Source organism: Oceanisphaera ostreae, from assembly GCF_042676125.1.
Lineage (GTDB): Bacteria > Pseudomonadota > Gammaproteobacteria > Enterobacterales > Aeromonadaceae > Oceanimonas > Oceanimonas ostreae.
On record NZ_JBHTJS010000048.1, the window covers coordinates 15,968 to 34,991 of the forward strand.

General features: G+C 54.1%; 14 protein-coding genes. 9 read left to right on the top strand and 5 right to left on the bottom strand.

Annotation, left to right across the window (positions count from 1 at the left end; genetic code table 11):
* Positions 1-272: 272 nt before the first annotated feature.
* The 5 genes from ACFQ1C_RS12480 (at position 273) to ACFQ1C_RS12500 (ending at position 6,973) form a co-directional block, all read left to right on the top strand.
* Positions 273-992, top strand: coding sequence for a response regulator (locus ACFQ1C_RS12480; protein WP_379558945.1), 720 nt, complete (start codon positions 273-275; stop codon positions 990-992).
* Complete coding sequence (locus ACFQ1C_RS12485) at positions 983-1,768, top strand: substrate-binding periplasmic protein (protein WP_379558946.1); 786 nt, start codon at positions 983-985, stop codon at positions 1,766-1,768. The genes ACFQ1C_RS12480 and ACFQ1C_RS12485 overlap by 10 nt, the downstream gene beginning before the upstream one ends.
* The gene (locus ACFQ1C_RS12490) at positions 1,769-4,027 is read left to right on the top strand and encodes an ATP-binding protein (protein WP_379558947.1); all 2,259 of its coding nucleotides are present in this window, start codon (positions 1,769-1,771) and stop codon (positions 4,025-4,027) included.
* 137 nt (positions 4,028-4,164) lie between these two features.
* On the top strand, positions 4,165-5,637 hold the full coding sequence (gene nhaC, locus ACFQ1C_RS12495) for a Na+/H+ antiporter NhaC (RefSeq protein ID WP_379558948.1): 1,473 nt from the start codon (positions 4,165-4,167) through the stop codon (positions 5,635-5,637).
* Between the two features lie 430 nt (positions 5,638-6,067).
* Positions 6,068-6,973, top strand: a complete 906-nt coding sequence (locus ACFQ1C_RS12500) for a LysR family transcriptional regulator (RefSeq protein WP_379559037.1) — start codon at positions 6,068-6,070, stop codon at positions 6,971-6,973.
* Between the two features lie 19 nt (positions 6,974-6,992).
* Here the strand turns inward: ACFQ1C_RS12500 and ACFQ1C_RS12505 are convergent, their stop codons facing one another.
* From ACFQ1C_RS12505 to ACFQ1C_RS12525, 5 genes are all read right to left on the bottom strand, one after another.
* Positions 6,993-8,204, bottom strand: a complete 1,212-nt coding sequence (locus ACFQ1C_RS12505; RefSeq protein ID WP_379558949.1) for a beta-ketoacyl synthase N-terminal-like domain-containing protein — start codon at positions 8,202-8,204, stop codon at positions 6,993-6,995.
* 211 nt (positions 8,205-8,415) lie between these two features.
* On the bottom strand, positions 8,416-9,909 hold the full coding sequence (locus tag ACFQ1C_RS12510; protein WP_379558950.1) for an NCS1 family transporter: 1,494 nt from the start codon (positions 9,907-9,909) through the stop codon (positions 8,416-8,418).
* 104 nt (positions 9,910-10,013) lie between these two features.
* Positions 10,014-11,786, bottom strand: coding sequence for a hydantoinase B/oxoprolinase family protein (locus ACFQ1C_RS12515; RefSeq protein WP_379558951.1), 1,773 nt, complete (start codon positions 11,784-11,786; stop codon positions 10,014-10,016).
* A gap of 13 nt (positions 11,787-11,799) precedes the next feature.
* Positions 11,800-13,893, bottom strand: a complete 2,094-nt coding sequence (locus ACFQ1C_RS12520; RefSeq protein WP_379558952.1) for a hydantoinase/oxoprolinase family protein — start codon at positions 13,891-13,893, stop codon at positions 11,800-11,802.
* 85 nt (positions 13,894-13,978) lie between these two features.
* The gene (locus ACFQ1C_RS12525; RefSeq protein WP_379558953.1) at positions 13,979-14,671 is read right to left on the bottom strand and encodes an isochorismatase family protein; all 693 of its coding nucleotides are present in this window, start codon (positions 14,669-14,671) and stop codon (positions 13,979-13,981) included.
* Positions 14,672-15,364: 693 nt separating this feature from the next.
* Here ACFQ1C_RS12525 and ACFQ1C_RS12530 point away from each other — a divergent pair.
* Genes ACFQ1C_RS12530 through ACFQ1C_RS12545 form a run of 4 tightly spaced genes read left to right on the top strand, consistent with a single transcriptional unit; the run spans position 15,365 to position 19,002 of the window.
* Positions 15,365-16,231 carry a MurR/RpiR family transcriptional regulator gene (locus ACFQ1C_RS12530; RefSeq protein WP_379558954.1) on the top strand — a complete coding sequence of 289 codons (867 nt, stop codon included), beginning with the start codon at positions 15,365-15,367 and terminating at the stop codon, positions 16,229-16,231.
* Positions 16,232-16,238: 7 nt separating this feature from the next.
* Positions 16,239-16,889 (top strand): cysteine hydrolase family protein, encoded by a 651-nt coding sequence (locus ACFQ1C_RS12535; protein ID WP_379558955.1) that lies wholly within the window; start codon positions 16,239-16,241, stop codon positions 16,887-16,889.
* Between the two features lie 11 nt (positions 16,890-16,900).
* Positions 16,901-18,247 carry a hypothetical protein gene (locus ACFQ1C_RS12540; RefSeq protein ID WP_379558956.1) on the top strand — a complete coding sequence of 449 codons (1,347 nt, stop codon included), beginning with the start codon at positions 16,901-16,903 and terminating at the stop codon, positions 18,245-18,247.
* Positions 18,247-19,002, top strand: coding sequence for an N-formylglutamate amidohydrolase (locus ACFQ1C_RS12545; protein WP_379558957.1), 756 nt, complete (start codon positions 18,247-18,249; stop codon positions 19,000-19,002). Before ACFQ1C_RS12540 ends, ACFQ1C_RS12545 begins: the two co-directional genes overlap by 1 nt.
* Positions 19,003-19,024: the final 22 nt, after the last annotated feature.

The window sequence follows — 19,024 nt, forward strand, 5'->3', positions numbered from 1 at the left end:
ACATCGAGAGACGGCTCTGCTCTACATAACAGTATCAGGAACTCGGACGCCCTCCATTTCGTTGCTGTTGCCCGCTATTTATCCGCCCTCATGGCCATGTACCCTTTGACAAAAGACGGTTAAACTTTAACGAATAGCAAAAAATGAACCTTTATCAGGGCTGATTGGACGAACTGCTGGGTAAATAGGCGCAAACGGTGCTTTGGCGATGTTAAAAATTGACCTGTGGACACTGTTCTACACTCCCCCCAAGAAAAACGAGAACAAACGATATGGATATCCGCATCTTGATTGTGGAAGACGACGAAACCACGCGAGAGTGTCTGGTAGAGTACTTTAGGGTAGAGCAGCATCAGGTGTTTGCAGCCCGCAGTGCAGAAGAAGCCGAGCAGATACTGAGAGAACAAGACATTGATCTCGTTCTGTTGGACATTCGACTGCCGGGCAAGGATGGCCTGACCCTGACCCGCGAGTTACGCGCCAATTCCGAGGTGGGCATTATTCTGGTGACCGGCCGTCAGGACGAGATAGAACGCATTGTCGGACTAGAGTGCGGCGCCGACGACTATGTGTGCAAACCCTTTAACCCCCGCGAACTGCTGGCCCGAGCCAAGAATCTGGTCCGCAGAGTAAGAGCCACCGCCGCTACAAGCAACGCCGCGCACACGACCAACATTCATCAGTTTGACGACTGGCGCATCGACTTGGACCGTCGGGTACTGCTCGATAAACACGACCAGCAAACCCCGCTGACCCACGGCGAATACCAGCTATTGAGGGCTTTTTTACGTCACTCGGGGCAGACCTTGTCACGGGATCAGCTGTTGGATCAGATAAAAAACCGCGAGTGGGCCCCCAACGATAGAACCATAGACGTGCTGGTGGGTCGGCTGCGACGTAAGCTGCAAGACGACCCGGCCAATCCTAGAATTATCCTTACCGTACATGGTGCCGGTTACGTATTTACACCAAGGTCGGTGCCATGCCACTGATATTCACGCTACTGCTGGCCCTGCTGCCGTCGCTGTCGTCTTACGCTCAAACGCCAACTTCTGCGCCAGCTCCAAGTTCAAGCAAGACTCTTACTGCCTGCGGCCACCCCATGTATCCGCCACTGTCTTGGGAACAAGATGGCGAGCTAGTCGGCATTGCTCCTCATCTGGTCCACAAGCTGCTGGCCGAGCACGGCTATACGGTAAACATGCAGGTATTCGGCAACTGGGAGCGATGTCAGCTGGCGGCACGCCAAGGCAAAGTGGATTTAATTGTTGCCGCCTACAAAACTCGTCAGCGTGAGCAGTATTTTCTGTTCAGCGACACGCCCATCGTCGCGGATCCCGTAGGGATCTTTACCCACTTCGGCAATGGTAGCGTGTCACCTTGGAGTTTGGACGGCAAGACCTGGGGCCTGCTATTTGGCGACAGCTTTGGGGACGATTTCGACCAAGCCTCCGCTCGGCGCCTTCATGTTGAGCGGGTATCTACCGGCGAGCAGAATTTTCGTAAGCTAGCACTGGGTCGCATCGACTACATGCCCATCGGTCTGTCCACTGGTAAACTGCAGGCACAAAAGCTCGGACTGACCGGCCAAATATTTCCCCTGCCCGAACTGCTCACCTTGGAATATTATCATCTGGCCTTACCCAAAAGCTCGCGCCTAGAACCACTATTGCCGGCCTTGTCGGCACGGCTACAAGCGCTTACCGACGATCATTATATTCAACGCATTACCTTCTTTTTTGAACGCCATTACCTGGACGCCCCTTGAATGAATTCCCTGTTAACCCTGCTGCCACGTTACCGGCGCCGGCATCCGCTGAGTTTTCGCTTGTTTTGGCTGGTGCTGGGCGTCAGCCTGACCCTTTCGCTGCTGTCCACCGGCCTACAGCTCTGGCTTGATCATCGCCAGATAAAGCAGGATCTGGACGACCGTCTTACTCTCATCGAGCAAAGCTATCTCGATAGCCTGACCCAGAGCTTGTGGGATCTGAACCTGCCCCAAGCCCGCTTGCAGCTGGCAAGCATGCTCGACATGCCGCACATGGCTCGACTGACTGTAACCGGTGACGCCCTTAGTAAACCGCTATTGCTGTCCCACAACGATAGCGGTGAGTCCGTGCATGAGCATGGCTTCAATTTAATCTATCCCAGCTCGGCGCTGGGGCCCCAGCAAGTAGGCCGGCTCGAGGTTGCCTTCAGCCAGCAGAGCATTAACCAGCAACTGATTGATCGTGCCCAGACCATACTGCTGGGCCAAACCCTGACCATATTGGCTATCGCCCTCTGCCTGATGCTGGTATTTCAGCGCCGCGTCACCCGACATCTAGAACGCATGGCCCGTCATGTCGCGCAGATTGGCGAAGGCCAGCCGGGCAGCCCGCAGCTAGCCCTCGATCGCTCCCCCAGCCAGCTGCCCGACGAACTGGACACCCTAGTAGGCGCCATCAACACCATGCGCCGCTCAGTCGAGCGCCGTCAGAGCGAGTTACAACACGACAAAGATCGGCTAGAAGCCTTGGTAGATAGACGCACCCGCCACCTACGCCAAGCCAAGGAGTCGGCCGAGGCAGCCGACATGGCAAAAAGCCGCTTTATCGCCAACATGACCCACGAATTGCGAACCCCCATGAGCGGTATTCTGGGCACCCTCACCCTGCTCAGACCCGCGCTAAAAGACAGCCCAGAGCAAGGCATGCTCGACGTACTGCAGCACTCGGCCGAGCATCTATTGATGCTGCTTAACGACGTGCTCGATTATGCGGCGCTAGAGCAAGGCCCGCTGCCAGAAGAGCCGGCTCCCTTCGCCCTAAATGAGCTGCTAGAGAACAGTGTTGCCATGATGCAGGGCTACGCCGAAGCCAAGCAGATCCAATTGCAACTGGACGCGACCGGCGCCGAGCTTTGGCTCTCGGGCCACGCCGGACGGCTGCGCCAAGTGCTGATCAACCTGTTGTCTAACGCCACCAAGTTCACCGATACCGGCGGCCAAGTGACGCTCGACGCCCGAGCGGTGGACGGCGGCTGGCAGTTCAACGTAGCAGACAACGGCATTGGCATTGCCCCCGAGCAACAGGACCGCATTTTTCAACGCTTTACTCAGGCGGACGAAAGCATAGGTCGCCGCTATGGTGGCACCGGATTGGGGCTGGCCATCTCTAAACGGCTGATCGAAGCCATGGGCGGCAGCATGACCCTGCATAGCACCCCCGGCCTGGGCAGCCGCTTTGGCTTCTTTCTACCGCTGACGCGTATCGATACCCCAGCCCCGGAGCAAGAAACCGAGCTGACCGCCCTGCCCAGCCTCAGCCTGCTGCTAGTGGAAGATGTGTCCATCAACCGGGCTATTCTTGCAGCCATGCTGGAACAGCACGGCCACCTAGTGAGTCAGGCAGAAAGCGGCGAGCAGGCACTCGAGATGGCTCGGCATCAGGCCTTTGACCTTATTCTAATGGACATGCATCTGCCAGGCATCGATGGCTTGGAAACCAGTCGCAGCATTCGCCACCAAACTCAGGGGTTGAACCGAGACACCTCGGTGATTGCTCTGACCGCCAGCGTGGCCCCCGACGACATTCGCCGTTATCTGGCCGCCGGGCTCAAGGCTGTGGTGGCCAAGCCGGTGCAATGGCCAAGACTCACCCTAGCATTGGGGCTGGCTTTGGGCATCCGCATAACGCCGGAGTTGGAACAGCCCCTGCTGCAAGAACACCTGCGAGTACTGGGCCGACCTCGGCTGCAAGCCATGCTCAGTCGCTTCGCCGACGAGTTACCCGCAGGCCAAGCGGCCCTTGAACAGGTGCTGGCGGATGAAGATCACCTGGAACTGGGCCAGCTGGCACACCGGCTGGCCGGTACTGCCCGCATGCTGGATCAGACCCCGTTAGCCGAGGTGCTGGAACGACTGGAGCAGATGGCGGAGGAGCAGAACCTAGTGACACACAACCTCGCCATCGAGCTGGACCAGGCGATAATAGAGACACAAAAAGAGCTTTCGTCGCTCATCGCTCGCCTTGGTCGCGACCTCTGATACAACCTTGTTACAATTCTTTACATTTATCACATAACTCTTATACATGACTGCCTTAGTCTGACTGCATCCCCCGGGATATATGGCACAGGTCGGTTGCACAAACCGGTCCGCCTCACAGGCTCAAGGAGAGAACCATGACCACATCACCCCCTCGCAAACCCAGCTTCTGGCTGGCCTGCCTGCCTATCGTACTGACCTTTGTCGTGCTAGGCGTGCAGCTATTTTATTTCGGCAACTTCACCCCCCATATTCCGCTCGCCATCGGCGTGGCTATCACCGCCCTTATCGGCTGGCTGCGTGGCTACCGCTGGCCCGAGATGGAAGACGGTATCATGCACGTGGTGCGTTTAGGTCTGCAGTCGGTAGGCATTCTGATTATCGTGGGCATGATTGTCGGCATCTGGATTGCCAGCGGTACCGTGCCTTATCTGATTAAGCTGGGTTTGAGCCTGATCTCTCCTGAACTATTTCTAGCCGCCAGCGTGCTGATCTGCGCCGTGGTATCGGTATCGCTAGGTACCTCGTGGGGCACCACCGGCACTGTGGGCCTAGCGCTGATGGGCATCGGCAACGGTTTCGATATTCCTATGTACTGGACTGCCGGCGCAGTGGTATCGGGCGCCTTCTTCGGTGACAAAATGTCACCGCTGTCAGACACCACCAACCTCGCCCCAGCGGTAACCGGCGTGAACTTGTTCGACCATATTCGCAACATGCTGCCCACTACCGTTCCGGCCATGTTGATTTCCTTGGTCATTTACTTGTTCGCCGGCTTCAGCATGATTGGCGATCAAGCCGTGGACTTCGGTCGTATCGAAAACATCATCAGCGGCCTAGATCAGCACTTCAACCTGTCGTGGCCTTTGCTACTGCCCTTAGGCGTGACCGTGTTGCTGGCCCTGAAGAAAATGCCCGCCCTGCCAACTTTATTTGCCGGCGCCATGTTGGGCTTGGCCACTGCCATGTTGACTCAGGACGTGGGCCTGCAGCAGGCTTTTAACTTTATGTTCAGCGGTTATCAGATTGATACCGGCGTGAGTGAAATCGATGCCCTGCTCAACCGCGGTGGCATACAGAGCATGACTTGGGTGATCACCCTGATGCTGGTGGCCTTGGCCTTCGGCGGCGTACTGGAACGTACCGGCTGCCTAGGAGTGATAATGGAAAAAATTCTGACTCGCGCTAAAAGCTTTGGCGCCATCCAGACTTCCGCCATCGCCACCTCGGCCATGACCAACGTGATTGGCGGTGACCCCTACCTGTCTATTGCGCTGCCTGGGCGCATGTTTGCTCCCGCCTACCGTGCCAAAGGCTATTCGGCACTGAACCTGTCGCGGGCAGTTGAGGAAGGCGGTACTTTGATATCACCGCTTATTCCCTGGAACGCCGGTGGTGCCGTGGTGATCACCGCCTTAGGTTTGGGCATTGCCGAAGGACAGACCGAGAACCTGCTGTATATTCCGCTGGCCTTCGCCTGCTGGTTGTCGCCGCTGATTGGCATTATCTACGCCCACCTGGGCTGGTTCTCGCCCAAACTCAGCCCAGAAGAAGCCGCCCGACACCAAGCCGAGGAGGCAATGCTCGCCAAACCGGCCATGGCCGAATAATCACATGCAGGCCAGATAACCTCTGACTGGTAACATTCTTAAAAAGGGCCCTAATTGGGCCCTTTTCGTTGTCTAGTCTGCTCCGCCATACACCACCTCGTCGCTCACCGTCACCCTCGCGAATACGGGGCCAGGTCTATCTCTGCTAACGACTCCAAGACTGGCTGTTCAGTACCATATGCTCTGGATTCCCGTCTTCGCGAGAATGACGGAAGAAAATATCGGGAATGAGGATTGGAAGTTCGTGGCAATGACGTATGTTGCCATCACCCTCGCGCAGGCGGGGGCCAGTTTTTTTTCTGCAGACGTTATCAATGCCCGTAATTGTGAGCTGGCTCGACATCCGATAGCTCCTCTTTCTTTACAGGCTATTTTTTAACCTTTATTGTTTGTTTACAACCATATTCAAAGGATTGATATAGTGGTAAACATGAATTTCAGATTTGATCTACGACACATCAAGGCATTTGTTGCCGTAGCCGAGTCATTGCATTTCAAGAAGGCAGCCGAAAAATTATTTATTACCCAGCCGGCTCTGAGTCGACTGATAAAGGGACTAGAGGAAGCGATAGGGGTGGAATTGCTCACTCGTACAACCCGCCAAGTAGCACTGACCGAAGCCGGCAGGCTGTTTCTGGCCGAATGTAAGGCTAGCTTCAGAGTCCTAGATCGGGGCGTTCATTTAGCCCAAAGCGCCTCACAGGGCGATATTGGTCATATTTGCGTGGCCTACAACGACTTCTCTATTAACGGCGTACTCCCGGACATTATCGAGCGATTCAAGGAAAAACACCCCAATATCTCGATTGAACTCACGCATATGCCTTCTCACTTACAGCACCGAGCCTTGCAGGACTGCCGCATCGACGCGGGTTTCATGATAGGTCCACTGAACATGCCCGGTATAGAAACGCTCTCTTGCGCCGTCGAAGGATTATTGGTGGTGCTGCCGTTGCGACATCCTTTTGCTCACCGCAGCAGCCTACGCCTAGAGGATTTGAAAAATGAGAAGTTTGTTCTGGGGGCGGAAAACAGCTGGAAGGCCTTCCGGACTCGTTTTATAAAGAGCTGCCAAAAAGCGGGGTTTACTCCTACTATCGTTCAGGAAGCCAGCACCAGCACCGGTATTTTCGGACTGGTGGCGGCCAACATGGGAATTTCCGTTTACACCGAATGCGTCAGAAAGTTCACCCGCAGAGACATTCACCTGATCCCGCTGGAAGGTGACGAGCATCAGGTTGAAACGGTGGTGGCCTGGAACAGCTCCTTTATCAGCCCCAGTTTCGCCTACTTCATCCGCCATTTGCAGGAAGAATCACTCCCCCTGCCCGCCTAGTACTACTGCAGACCGATGCTTATGCCTGCTGGGCAAAAACCAAGCAGGCATTGGCACCACCGAAGCCGAAGCTATTCGACATCACACAGCGCACTTTCTCATCATGACGAGTCTTCATCACAATCGGCTGATCCACCAGTGATTCATCAAGATTTTCGATATGGTGCGACGCCGCTAAAAAGCCGTCCCGCATCATCAGCAGCGAATAAATAGCCTCGTGCACTCCTGCGGCCCCTAGCGCATGGCCACTCAAGGCCTTGGTGGAGCTGAAGGCTGGCAGTTTTCCAGCAAAGGCATCTTTTGCCGCCTCGATTTCCACCAGATCGCCCGCCTGAGTGCTAGTACCGTGGGTGTTGAGATAATCCACAGGCAGAGAGCAGGTCTCTAGTGCCATCTGCATTGCCCGAAAGGCTCCCTCTCCGGAAGGTGATACCATATCCTGTCCATCTGAAGAAGTTCCGTAACCCACTACCTCACCGTAAATTTTCGCCCCGCGACTCAACGCATGCTCCAGCTCTTCCAACACCAGCACACCGGCACCGCCGCTGATTACGAAACCGTCTCTGTCTCTGTCGTAAGGGCGACTCGCATGAGTAGGGTTCTCGTTGTAGCCGGTGGAAAAGGCCCCCATAGCATCAAACATACAACTCTGGCTGACATCTTCCGCCTCGGCACCACCGGCAAAGACGATATCCTGTTTACCAAACTGGATCTGCTCGAAGGCATGGCCGATGCAGTGGGCACTGGTGGCGCACGCCGAGGCAATGGAATAGTTTAGCCCCTTGATATTGAAGAAGCTGGAAATACAGGCCGACACCGTGCTGGTCATGGTTCTTGGCACCCGATAGGGCCCGACCTTTCTCACCCCTCCACTGGCCAGTAGCTGGTTGGCCTCCACGATATCTTTGCTGGATCCACCGCCCGATCCCATCACGCAGCCAGTTCTAGGATGAGATACCAGTTCGTGGGCAAGTTTGGCGTCGGCAATGGCATCTTCCATGGCTAGGTAGGCATACGCAGAAGCATCTCCCATAAAACGCCGGTGCTTGCGATCTATCCGGCTAAAATCTGCATCGAGCATACCCGACACATGTGAACGCAACCCCGCCTCCCGATAGGCCGGATTGATGTCGATACCGGAGTATCCGCTTTGCAATGACGATGTCACCTCGTCCAGTGTATTACCAAGACTCGAGACGATACCTATTCCTGTAACAACAACTCGACGCATGCTCATCACCTCTGCAATATATTTGGAATTTGATCAGTCTGTACAATACTGAAAGTCGCTTTTAACTTATCACGCTACCGTGGTGTTATTGATTGAATGTGAACATCAATCAGAGCCGAAAAAGAAACAATAAAAACCTGATGAGCAAACCATGCTGTTCATCAGGTAAAGCATTCACTTGCATCATTAAAAGCCAGGCTATTTTTTATCGTTACTCATCTTTATCGACTCTAGTTTGCTGAAATAAACCCGATTGTTCATTATAACTCCAGTCCATTCCTGCGCTGGTAGCTAGATAATTATCTTTATTCTTTTCAGTTATTTCTTTTTGTGGATATATGCGCATAATCCAGTATTTCATGAGAACGAAATACATCGCCATACTAAATAATAAACCAACCACAAAGGCCCACTCTGCAGAATAGAACGCCAGACTACCGGCACAAAGCCAAGCAATCAAACCGGCCGGATTTACGCCCTTATAATAACGGAACTGACCGCTGACGGAGTAAAGCTCGGGCACGTTCAGCCGACGCTTACGGATCAGGAAGTAATCGGCAATCATGATGCCACCGATAGCCGAAAGAAATGACCCATACGAAAACAAGAACGCAAACAGGTTGTCCAGTATCGCCCAGGGCATGGACAGGGTGCCCACCACACCCGCGATAAAGACCGCCATCGGATACTTGATATAGGGTGCGCCAGCGTTGACAAAAGCCAGAGAGGCCGGGATCAGGTTGGCGGCATTATTGGTCGACCACTGAGCCAGTATCACCAACACCAACAACACCACTAGCCGTATTCCCTCGCTCTGGCCCTGAATAACGGTAATCGGATTCCAATCGCCGGCGGCAATAAAGGACACGGCGCCGATCAACGCAATCCAGGCCTGAGTAATGGGCAGCGCCACCAGCTGGGCCAGAAATATATTGCGGTTTCTGGCGATAAAGCCCTTGGCACCAGGCTGGGTTTTGACGTAACGGGTAATATTGGGAATATCGATGGCTAGGGTCGACCAGAACGCCACATTAGCCAGAAACAAGGTAAGAATAGACACATCCATGGTGCCGGCGAAGGTCCAGATATTGATGCCCTTGGTTTGCGCCAATACGTCGAGAGTGAAGTACATCCACACTGAAATAGCCAGTATCGCCGGGGCCGCGATGGCGGCAAGGCGCTCTACCGACTTAATGCCCAGCGACGTATTCGCTATTTGCAACAGGGCAAATACCAGATACCAGATCGGCCAGTTCGAAAATCCGGTCAGGTACTCAATAATACCGTTCAGAGCCAAAGCTCCCAGATAGGTCTGAATACCAAACCACACCGCCGCGATTAGTCCCCGAAAAATAGACGGTATGTGAGTACCATATATACCAAACGGCGCCCTTAAATAAACAGAAAACGATAAACCATGTTCGGTACCGATATCGGCGGTCAGAGTCATTAACAACGCCAGAATCACGTTGGCGATCAGTATGGTTGCGATTACGTGTAATAATGGCAGGCCAGACACTCCGTTAGCGCCCAGCTGAAATGTGGCGATAATCACCGCAATACCCACCCATATCCAGACAAAACCCCAAGCAGTTATAGGCCTTTGTTTAGATTCAATAGGAAGAATAGATTTTTCAAGAAGATGATTGGTTTTTACATTCGTTAGGCTACGGGTGTTATTAGCCAATTGTTCATTGACACTCATAATACCGTCCTTAGTACTATTAGACGTGGCAAGAATAAGGGGCAGATTATTCCGCCCCTTACTACAGATAAATAACATGAATGAATAAATAACATTAATGTCGATTATTCGCTGGTGATGCGACTCAATATTTCCCTCCGATCAAGGGTCGCCACCATATCAATGTCCAATTGTTTATCCAGCACCACGCCATATATCTCAAAGGCATGCTCCAGACTGCAGAAGTCATCCAGCACGTCATCCCTGACCTGCTCTGCCGGTCGCTCCAGCGGGTTACCATAGCCTCCACCACAGGGGGAGTAATAGGCCATTACATCGCCGGCTTGAGTGGGGTGGCCGGAAAACTTGGACGGCATCTGTCTAATGTTATCCTGACTGGCATAGTTGTAGATTTCGGTCTTTCCTACAGCGCCGTCGGCCCCGCCGAAGATCCCCCAAGGCACATCGAAATGCCGCTCACTCTCATGCGTAATGGAGCCAGGCGTCAGCATCCGCTGAGACTTGACCACTCCTATGCCGCCGCGGTACTTGCCGGCGCCGGGCATGACATCATCTCGTAACTCGTAGCGATCACAGATCATCGGCAGATGCATGCCCAGATCTTCAATTGGGTTGTTGCGAGTATTAGCCATCAGGTTATCTATGCTATCGGGCCCATCGGATTGCGGCCGGCCGCCGTAAGCACCTTCGTTCACCTCTAGAAATACCCAGTAATCGCCATCATCCTTGATACCCGAATAGGATGCGAAGGAAATGGATGCCGAGCTACCGGCAATCACCTTGTCCGGCAAGACAGGCGCCAGCGCCTTAATGATCAGATCAATCATACGGTTACACTGAGTAAAGCGAGCCTCGGCCGCCGCCGGAAAAATCGGATTGAAGATAGAGCCTTTGGGCGCTATCACCTTAATGGGCCGGAACGAGCCTTCGTTAGAGGGCACGGGGGTGCCGCTGATATGGGTATCCAGCAACAGCTTGCGAAAGGCAGCGTAGGCGGCTACCTTACAGGAACCTTCAAACGGTACGTTGTAGGCAGTGGGGGTCTGCGGTGCAGAGCCGGTCAGATCCACCGTGATGTCTTCGTCTTCTATCGTGACTGTCACCACAACCGGCAGGCGATTGTCGCGGTTGCGGCCATCATCGTCGAGAAAGCCTTCTGCTCGGTATACCCCGTTAGGCACTTCCTTGATACGCTGTCGGAGTATGCTCTCGGAATAATCGATTAGCTGATCTACTGCATTAAAGGCTGTTTCTTTACCATAGCGATCAAGCAACTCCTTGAATCGTTTGACCCCAAGCTGGGCAGAGGCGACCTGGGCTTCGATATCCCTGAGCAGCTGAATCGACGCTCGACTATTGTGGATGATCATCTGCGCTAGCCCTTCGTTACGCACTCCTTTTTCATAGAGTTTGAGCCCAGCCATTAGCATGCCCTCGGCGTAAACATCACCTACATCGATAATCAGCCCCGGCGTAGCGGCACCGATGTCGATATGGTGAGCCGTATTGCCGGAAAAACCGACCAATTCACCCTCGTAGAAAATAGGGATGATGATCGCCAGATCCGGCGAGTGGCTGGAACCATAATAGGGGTGGTTATGAATAACGACATCCCCTTCATGCCATTCTCCGCCCTGTAAGGTTTCTTGTATCCCGCGCAGATAAGCAGGGATGGAGCCTATATGCATGGGGGTGGATTCTGACTCACAAATAGTCTGAAAGTTGATATCAAACAGTCCCGCCCCAAGATCCTGGGATTCGCGGATAATGGATGAAAAGGACATACGATAGAGAATGTGGCCCATCTCTTCCGCGATGGTTTTAAGAGCGCCATTGATGACCTGCAGCGTAATGGGATTTACCGGTGTCTGGTTCATGTCAATCATCCTCTCACTGATCCTTGGAAATAAATAAGTTACCGTGTTTCGTGATCTTGGCACTCCAGCCCGGCGGTACGAAGGAAGTGGAGTCATGCTGCATCAACAACGCCGGCCCGACTATTCGCTGCCCCGCTTTCAAGCTCTTGCGGCGATAACGCGGAGTCATGTGTTCCTGGCCGTCATCACATACCGTCGGCCGTTCATACATGAAAGCCTTGGCTAAGTCATCGGGACCTGCTTCTTCCGACAACGGCCACGCCAGCTTTCTAGACTCGGCATTGCCAATCACTCGCAGGGTAACTAGTTCCACCACCGCATTTTCAAAGCAGTACCCATAGTCAGTTTCGTGGGCCTGATGGAAGGATTTAATGACTTCCTTAACCCCTTCTCGAGTCAGCTCACCCGCGGGAATATCCGCCCTCAACTCGAATCCCTGCCCGTAGTAGCGACACTCAGCAAGGCGGGTCAGTCTCATGTTTTCCGGCTCAACGCCATCGTCCCGCAGCTTGCCAATAATTTCTTCTTCCAGCAGCTCGAGATAGTCATGCATCCGAGTCATGTTTTCGTCGGATATGGTGTCCAGATCACACAACAGCGAACGGGTCGTTTCATATTGCAGGTTGGTGGTCAGCAAGCCGGCTGCTGCGGTAATACCCGGTGCCGGTGGCACAAATACCGCCTTGGCATTAACCTCTTCGGCCAGTGCAGGCCCGTGTACCGGACCTGCGCCCCCGAAGGGCATCAACACGAAATCCCGTGGATCTACCCCTCTAGCTACCGAGTTCGATCGAATGGCCAGCGCCATGTTGTTATTAACAATCTTGAGGATGCCCAACGCGGCTTCCTTGACGGTCAATCCTAGTGGGTCAGCTATTTTTTCTTTGATCGCCCAGGCTGAAAGTTCTGGGTCCAGATTGAGATCGCCCCCCAGCATCTCATCGGGATCGAGCCGACCAAGCACGACGTTGGCATCGGTTACCGTCGGTTCGGTGCCGCCTCGGTTGTAACAGGCAGGGCCAGGAACTGAACCCGCAGAGCGAGGACCTACATGAAAGCCACCGGCCTCATCCACATAGGCAATGGACCCCCCGCCCGCACCTATGGTGATCATGTCTATCATCGGTACCATCACCGGATAACCGCCAACATAGGAGTCCCGCGGGTTCATGATCTGGATCTCGCCCTCGGATAAGGTGGATATATCCGCCGAGGTACCACCGATATCGACGGTGATGATATTCTGCTCGCCGTCGAGCTGAGCAAAATGATGTCCACCGATAACTCCCCCTGCGGGGCCTGACATAAGTATGTTGACCGGCCGTTCGCAGCAGCTTTCTACTGTCGCCACGCCGCCGTTGGACTGCATGATACGCAGATCCGCACCAATGCCGCTTTCACGTAACTCGCTAGACAGGTGGGTAAGATAGTTGTATGTGGCAGGGCCTACATAGGCATTCATGGCGGTGGTGGAGAAGCGTTCGTACTCGCGCATCACGTCAACGACTTCGCTCGAGCAGCAGACGAAGGCGCCGGGCATCATTTCCTGAACGATTTCCTTGGCTCTCTGTTCGTGTGACCGGTTAAGGAAGGAAAAGAGGAAACCGATAATCACCGCTTGCACGCCACGCTCTTTTAGCGTCGCCACCGCGGCACGAACTTCCTGCTCGTCAAGGGGGCGTTCTATCTCGCCGTGTGGGGGTAAAATTCGTTCGTTAATAGGAATACGGTTGCGACGTTTGACCATGGGCGCGGATTGCCAGGGAACATCGAAGTGCAGTGAGAAGTTGTGCGGTCGTTTGTGTCTGCCGATGTGGAGTATGTCTCTAAAGCCTTTGGTGGTCAGCATGCCCACCTCGGCGCCGTTTCCCTCGATAGAGATATTAGTGGCCACCGTAGTGCCATGCACTATCAGTTCTATCTCCTTCTTGTCCAGCTTTGCCTTTTCACATATTTCCAAAATACCCCGCATTACGCCGATGGACTGATCTTCGGGGGTACTGGCCACCTTGTGTTCAAATACTCCCTTGCCGATCGAATCTTTATCTGTGGTTTCCAATATAAGGTCGGTATTAGTGCCGCCTACATCTACGCCGATACGTGCCATTTGCTTCTCCTTCAATCCATTAGAGGAGACGGTGATAGGCTATGATTTACCGCTTCAGCCCCTCACCGAATCGTTTGTTCTCGTATTATCTTTGCGCTTCCAGTTTGTTCAGATATTCCACACAGGTGTCGACTGTTTCCACGTCGCCGAACTTGGCGTCGATGTCGAACAGGTTCCAGGCCACGGCGCCCGGAATGCGGTCACCGATACATTCTTTCACTGCGATTGGGCGAAAACCTTCGGCCATGGCGTCACACACGGTAGTGCGTACACAGGCTGAGGCGGTCACACCGGTCACCAGTACGGTATCTACCCCAGCTGCGCGCAAAAAGCCGGCCAGATAAGTGCCCTGAAACGAACTGGCGTGCTTCTTGATAAGCACCTGTTCACCTTCCAGTGGGGCAATGCGATCGTCGATGGCCCACAGCTCTTCGTTATCCTGAGCGCAAAAGTCGACCGGGATCTTGTTATGCCACAGCCCCATGTCGGTGTGGGGGTTGTTGCGATCGGTCACCTGATAGCAGGTAGTAACGTGCACAATCGGCAGGTTCTTGGCGCGGAAGGCTTCCAGCAGACGTTGCATGCCGGGGATGATCTCATCGTCAATCTTGTCGCAGGTAAAAGGATTACCGGGCTGTGTCCAGGCGTTAGCCAAATCGACACTGATCAGTGCCGGCTTTTTACCAAAACCGACCCGGCGCTGAAAGCCGTTTTTCTGGTATAAACTAGTCGCTGCATCGAAGGCCTGATCGAGCATTTTTTGTAAATCCTGGGACATGGTCACTCTCCTGATTTCACTATAAAAACGGGTACACTTTGGCCCCTTGCCTAGCGCTTCCCCTTTCGGTGAAATAACATTAACAACCCAAATAATTAACATCCAATTCACTTTTTGGTGCAATTGATAACACAAATGCAATAATCATTTCAGTCCACTCAGCTATACAAAGACAATGACCCACGACCAATGACCAATGACCGAGTTATTCGTGACGCCTGTTCAGGAACTATCGCACACAGCTTGCTACAGATAAGAAACTCTAGGGAATGACCTGTGTTGCCGTCACATCACGAAGGTGGGGTTCAGGGACTTTCTGCAAACGGCTCCAAAACTGATTGTTCAGTGCCATCTGCTCAGAGTTCCCGCCCCCGTCTACACGAGAATGTCGCTCCTTCGCGGGAACGACGGCAGGAAACCGCAGGAATGACATACATCGCCGTCATCCTCGCGTAGGCGGGGGTCCAGTGTCTCCTGCAAACTCCCCTAGGCTCACAGTTCAGTACCACCAGCGCTGGATTATCGACTGCGCGGAAATAAGGTGTTTTTGCTAACACTGCACGTGCAAGCCGTGGCTGACCACCATTTGCCAGCCCGGTGGGAACCTAAATGTAATTTTTATTACAAAATTACTTTGACAGTTTGTAAATGAAATAGATAATACGAATAATAATTCACGGATGAACGTTAAATATGCACAAGGACATCAGAGCCCTGTTGGAGGCTCCGCCAAAACCCTTTACCCCGGCCGAACGCAAGCTGGTGCGGGTGTTACTTGCCGATTTTCCCATGTCAGGCCTGACCACGGTGTCACAACTGGCCAAACGTTGCGGGGTCAGTGACCCCAGCGTACTCCGGTTGGTTAAAAAGCTGGGGTTTTCTGGTTATCCCGAGTTCCAGTCTGCTCTGGTACAGAACATCGATGAACGGATGCGTTCGCCATTAAGCATGCTGCCCAAAAGCCGGCAAGGGTCTGCGGGCGGGGATAAATGGGACGATTTCATCGATGCCACCATCGAGAAGCTAAGTGAATGCAGACAATTGCAAGTACGCCAAGATACCGAACAGCTGCTTACCTGGCTCAGCGATCCGCGCAGAGGCATATGTTGTCATGGCGGGCGCTTCAGCGGCTTTCTGGCTGGCTACCTGTACAACCACCTGCACCTGCTGCGTGCCGGCTGCAGCTGGATAGCAACCCCTTCCCAACTGCCGGAGCAATTAATCGACCTGCGGCCCGGTGACATTTTTATTCAATTTGATTATCGCCGCTATCAGAAAACAGCCGCTCTGGCGACAGAGACGGCCCGTCGTCGCCAGGCCAAGATAGTGCTGTTTACCGACATTTATGACTCTCCACTGCGTCAGCTGGCTGACATTGTGATTGCCGCCCCGGTGGAAGTCCCCTCGCCTTTCGACTCCCTGGTGCCCGCCATGGCACAGGTTGAAGCCTTGATTGCCGAATTGACCGCCAGATTGGACTCCACCATGACGACCCGGGTGGAAGAAATCGATCACATCCGTCAGCAATTCGGCAGCCACCTGTTACAAGATGACCAATAAGGACAACATGATGCCATCAAGTACTTTTGCAAATTCTCCCCGCGCGCTGACTTATCAACAAGATGAGACCTCGATGTTATTCGTTGATATGCAACGGATCTGGGTCGAGCCGGGGCTGGACCCCCACCTAGATCCAGCCCAGGCGGATTATTATTACACTCGTCTGCAGCAACAGGTGATCCCCAACCAGCAGAAACTGTTGGCGGCAGCCCGCGGTGCCGAACAGAATGTGCTGCATACCATCATCGAGAGCCTGACCCAGGACGGACGGGATCGTTCCCTGGATCACAAGTTATCCGATATGCATATCCCCCGGGGGGCGCCCGAAGGCCAGGTGATTGCCGAACTGACCCCTATGCCCAATGAAGTCGTGCTGCCCAAAACCTCATCCGGCGTGTTCAACTCCACCGCTATCGATTATGTGCTGCGCAACCTCAATACCAAATATCTGATCATCGCCGGTATCGTCACCGATCAGTGTGTGGACATGGCGGTTCGCGATGCCGCCGATCGCGGCTATATCGTGACGCTGGTGGAAGATGCCTGCGCCACCCTGAGCCCGGAGCGCCATGCCGCCTGCCTGAATGCCATCAAGGGTTATTGCTGGATCACCGACACAGCCACCGTGGTATCCCGTCTTAATACCTTGAAGAAATAGTGGAGTTATTCATGACACAGTCCAACGGGTCATTACCCCAGCAACCGACCCTCACCAGTTTTGTTACCACCGATCTGTCCGGCATTACCCGTGGCCGGGCCATGCTAGAAACAGAAGCAGAGCAACAGCTTGAAAAAGGCTGCGGCTGGGTGCCGGCCAACAGTGCCCTGACCCCCTTTGATATTATTGCCGATCCCAATCCCTGGGGTAGCCTGGGTGACCTTCGGCTAAAGCCCGATCCGGCCAGCCTTGTCAAGGTCAATACCTTGCCCGACAGTCAGATGACGCCACTGGCTTATTACCACAGCGATCTGGTTCAGACCGATGGTGCGCCCTGGCCAACCTGCCCGCGCACCTTGCTCAAGGACGTTCAACGCCAGTACCGGGAAGAGTTCGGTATCGAGTTGATGGTGGCATTCGAGCATGAGTTCACCTTGACCACCGAACAATCCACCACCACGCCCTCTTTTTCACTGCGAAGCTTGCGCAAGATTGATCCTTTCGGCTCCGTGCTGATGAGGGTATTGGAAGAAGCTGGCGCCGAGCCGGAAACCTTCCTGCCGGAATACGGGCAGCACCAATACGAAGTAACCTGTCGCCCCTGCAGCCCGGTACAAGCCGCCGATCGGGCAGTGAATATTCGGGAGATCAGCCGTGAAGTGGCCAGTAACCTGGGATATGGCATTTCCTATTCGCCCATCCAGCAGCCGGACGGAGTGGGCAACGGCGTACATCTTCATGTCAGCTTCAAGGATCTGCAGGGCAAACCGCAGATGTATGATCCCGAGCGTCCCCATGGCCTGGCGCCGATTACGGGTTCCTGGGCTGCGGGCGTGCTGCGTCACATGCCAGCCTTATGTGCCTTTACGGCGCCGACCGCGGTTTCTTATCTGCGTTTACAGCCCCATCGCTGGAGCGCAGCCTACACCAGTCTGGGCGACAGAAACCGGGAGACATCTCTGCGGATTTGTCCGCTGGTGACCATGGGCGGAGGAGATCCGGCCAGACAGTATAATCTGGAATACCGCGCGATGGACGCCACTGCGTCTCCTCACCTGGCACTGGCGACCGTGCTGCTGGCCGGACTGATTGGCATACGGGAGCAACTTGCTACTCCTGAGATAAGTGATGCCGATCCGGAAACATTATCCAGTGCGGAAAGTGCCCGCCTGGGTATCCACCGACTGCCCTCGTCGCTATCCCAGGCATTGTCCGTGCTGCGCGATGACACCCGGCTACTCGAACAGCTGCCGACCGCCCTGGTTGACACCTATTTGTGCATGAAAGAAGAAGAAATTAGGATCTGTGACGGACTGAATCCCGAGCAGCTGTGTCAACGTTACAGTCAGGTGTACTGATGATGAATCCCGATATTTCAGTTATTAATAATACAGAGCCAAGCGCGTTTACCATTTTCAATGCCAACGGAGACAGCGAGGTCCTGCTACTTTGCGAGCATGCCTCCAACTATATACCGGCCCGCTATCAACGGCTCGGGCTGACTCCGCAGCTACTGGAAGAGCATATCAGCTGGGACCCGGGCGCGGCCGAGCTGGCCCGGGCGCTGGCGTTGAAACTGAACGCGCCGCTGATCCTGGGTAATTATTCCCGGTTGCTGATTGATTTGAACCGGCCCTTGCAGGCCGAGGACTGTATTCCGCTACGCAGCGAACACCACGATATTCCCGGTAACCAGACGTTGACGGCCACCGAGCGGGAGTGGCGGACCGAGCAATATTACCTCCCCTTCCATCTGCAGGTATCCAGGTTACTGGATGCACGCCTGCAGGCCGGTAAAGCGACCCGTGTGGTGGGCGTGCATTCCTTTACCCCCGTTTACCATGGCCAGAGTCGCCCCTGGGAGATAGGCATTCTCTACGGTGAAGCGTCTGACTACGCCCACTTGCTGATCGAGGGACTGTCGAGCCACCCCCTGACGGTGGGTGACAATCAACCCTACAATATTCACCCAAATGAGGACATGACAGTACCGGTGCATGGCGACGCCAGGGGGCTGCCCGCAGTCTTGCTCGAGATCCGCAATGATCTGCTTCGCAACGAACAGCAAATTGCACAATGGGCGACCCGCTTGGCGCCTTTATTATCTATCTGACAATTAATACATCAAGGAGGAG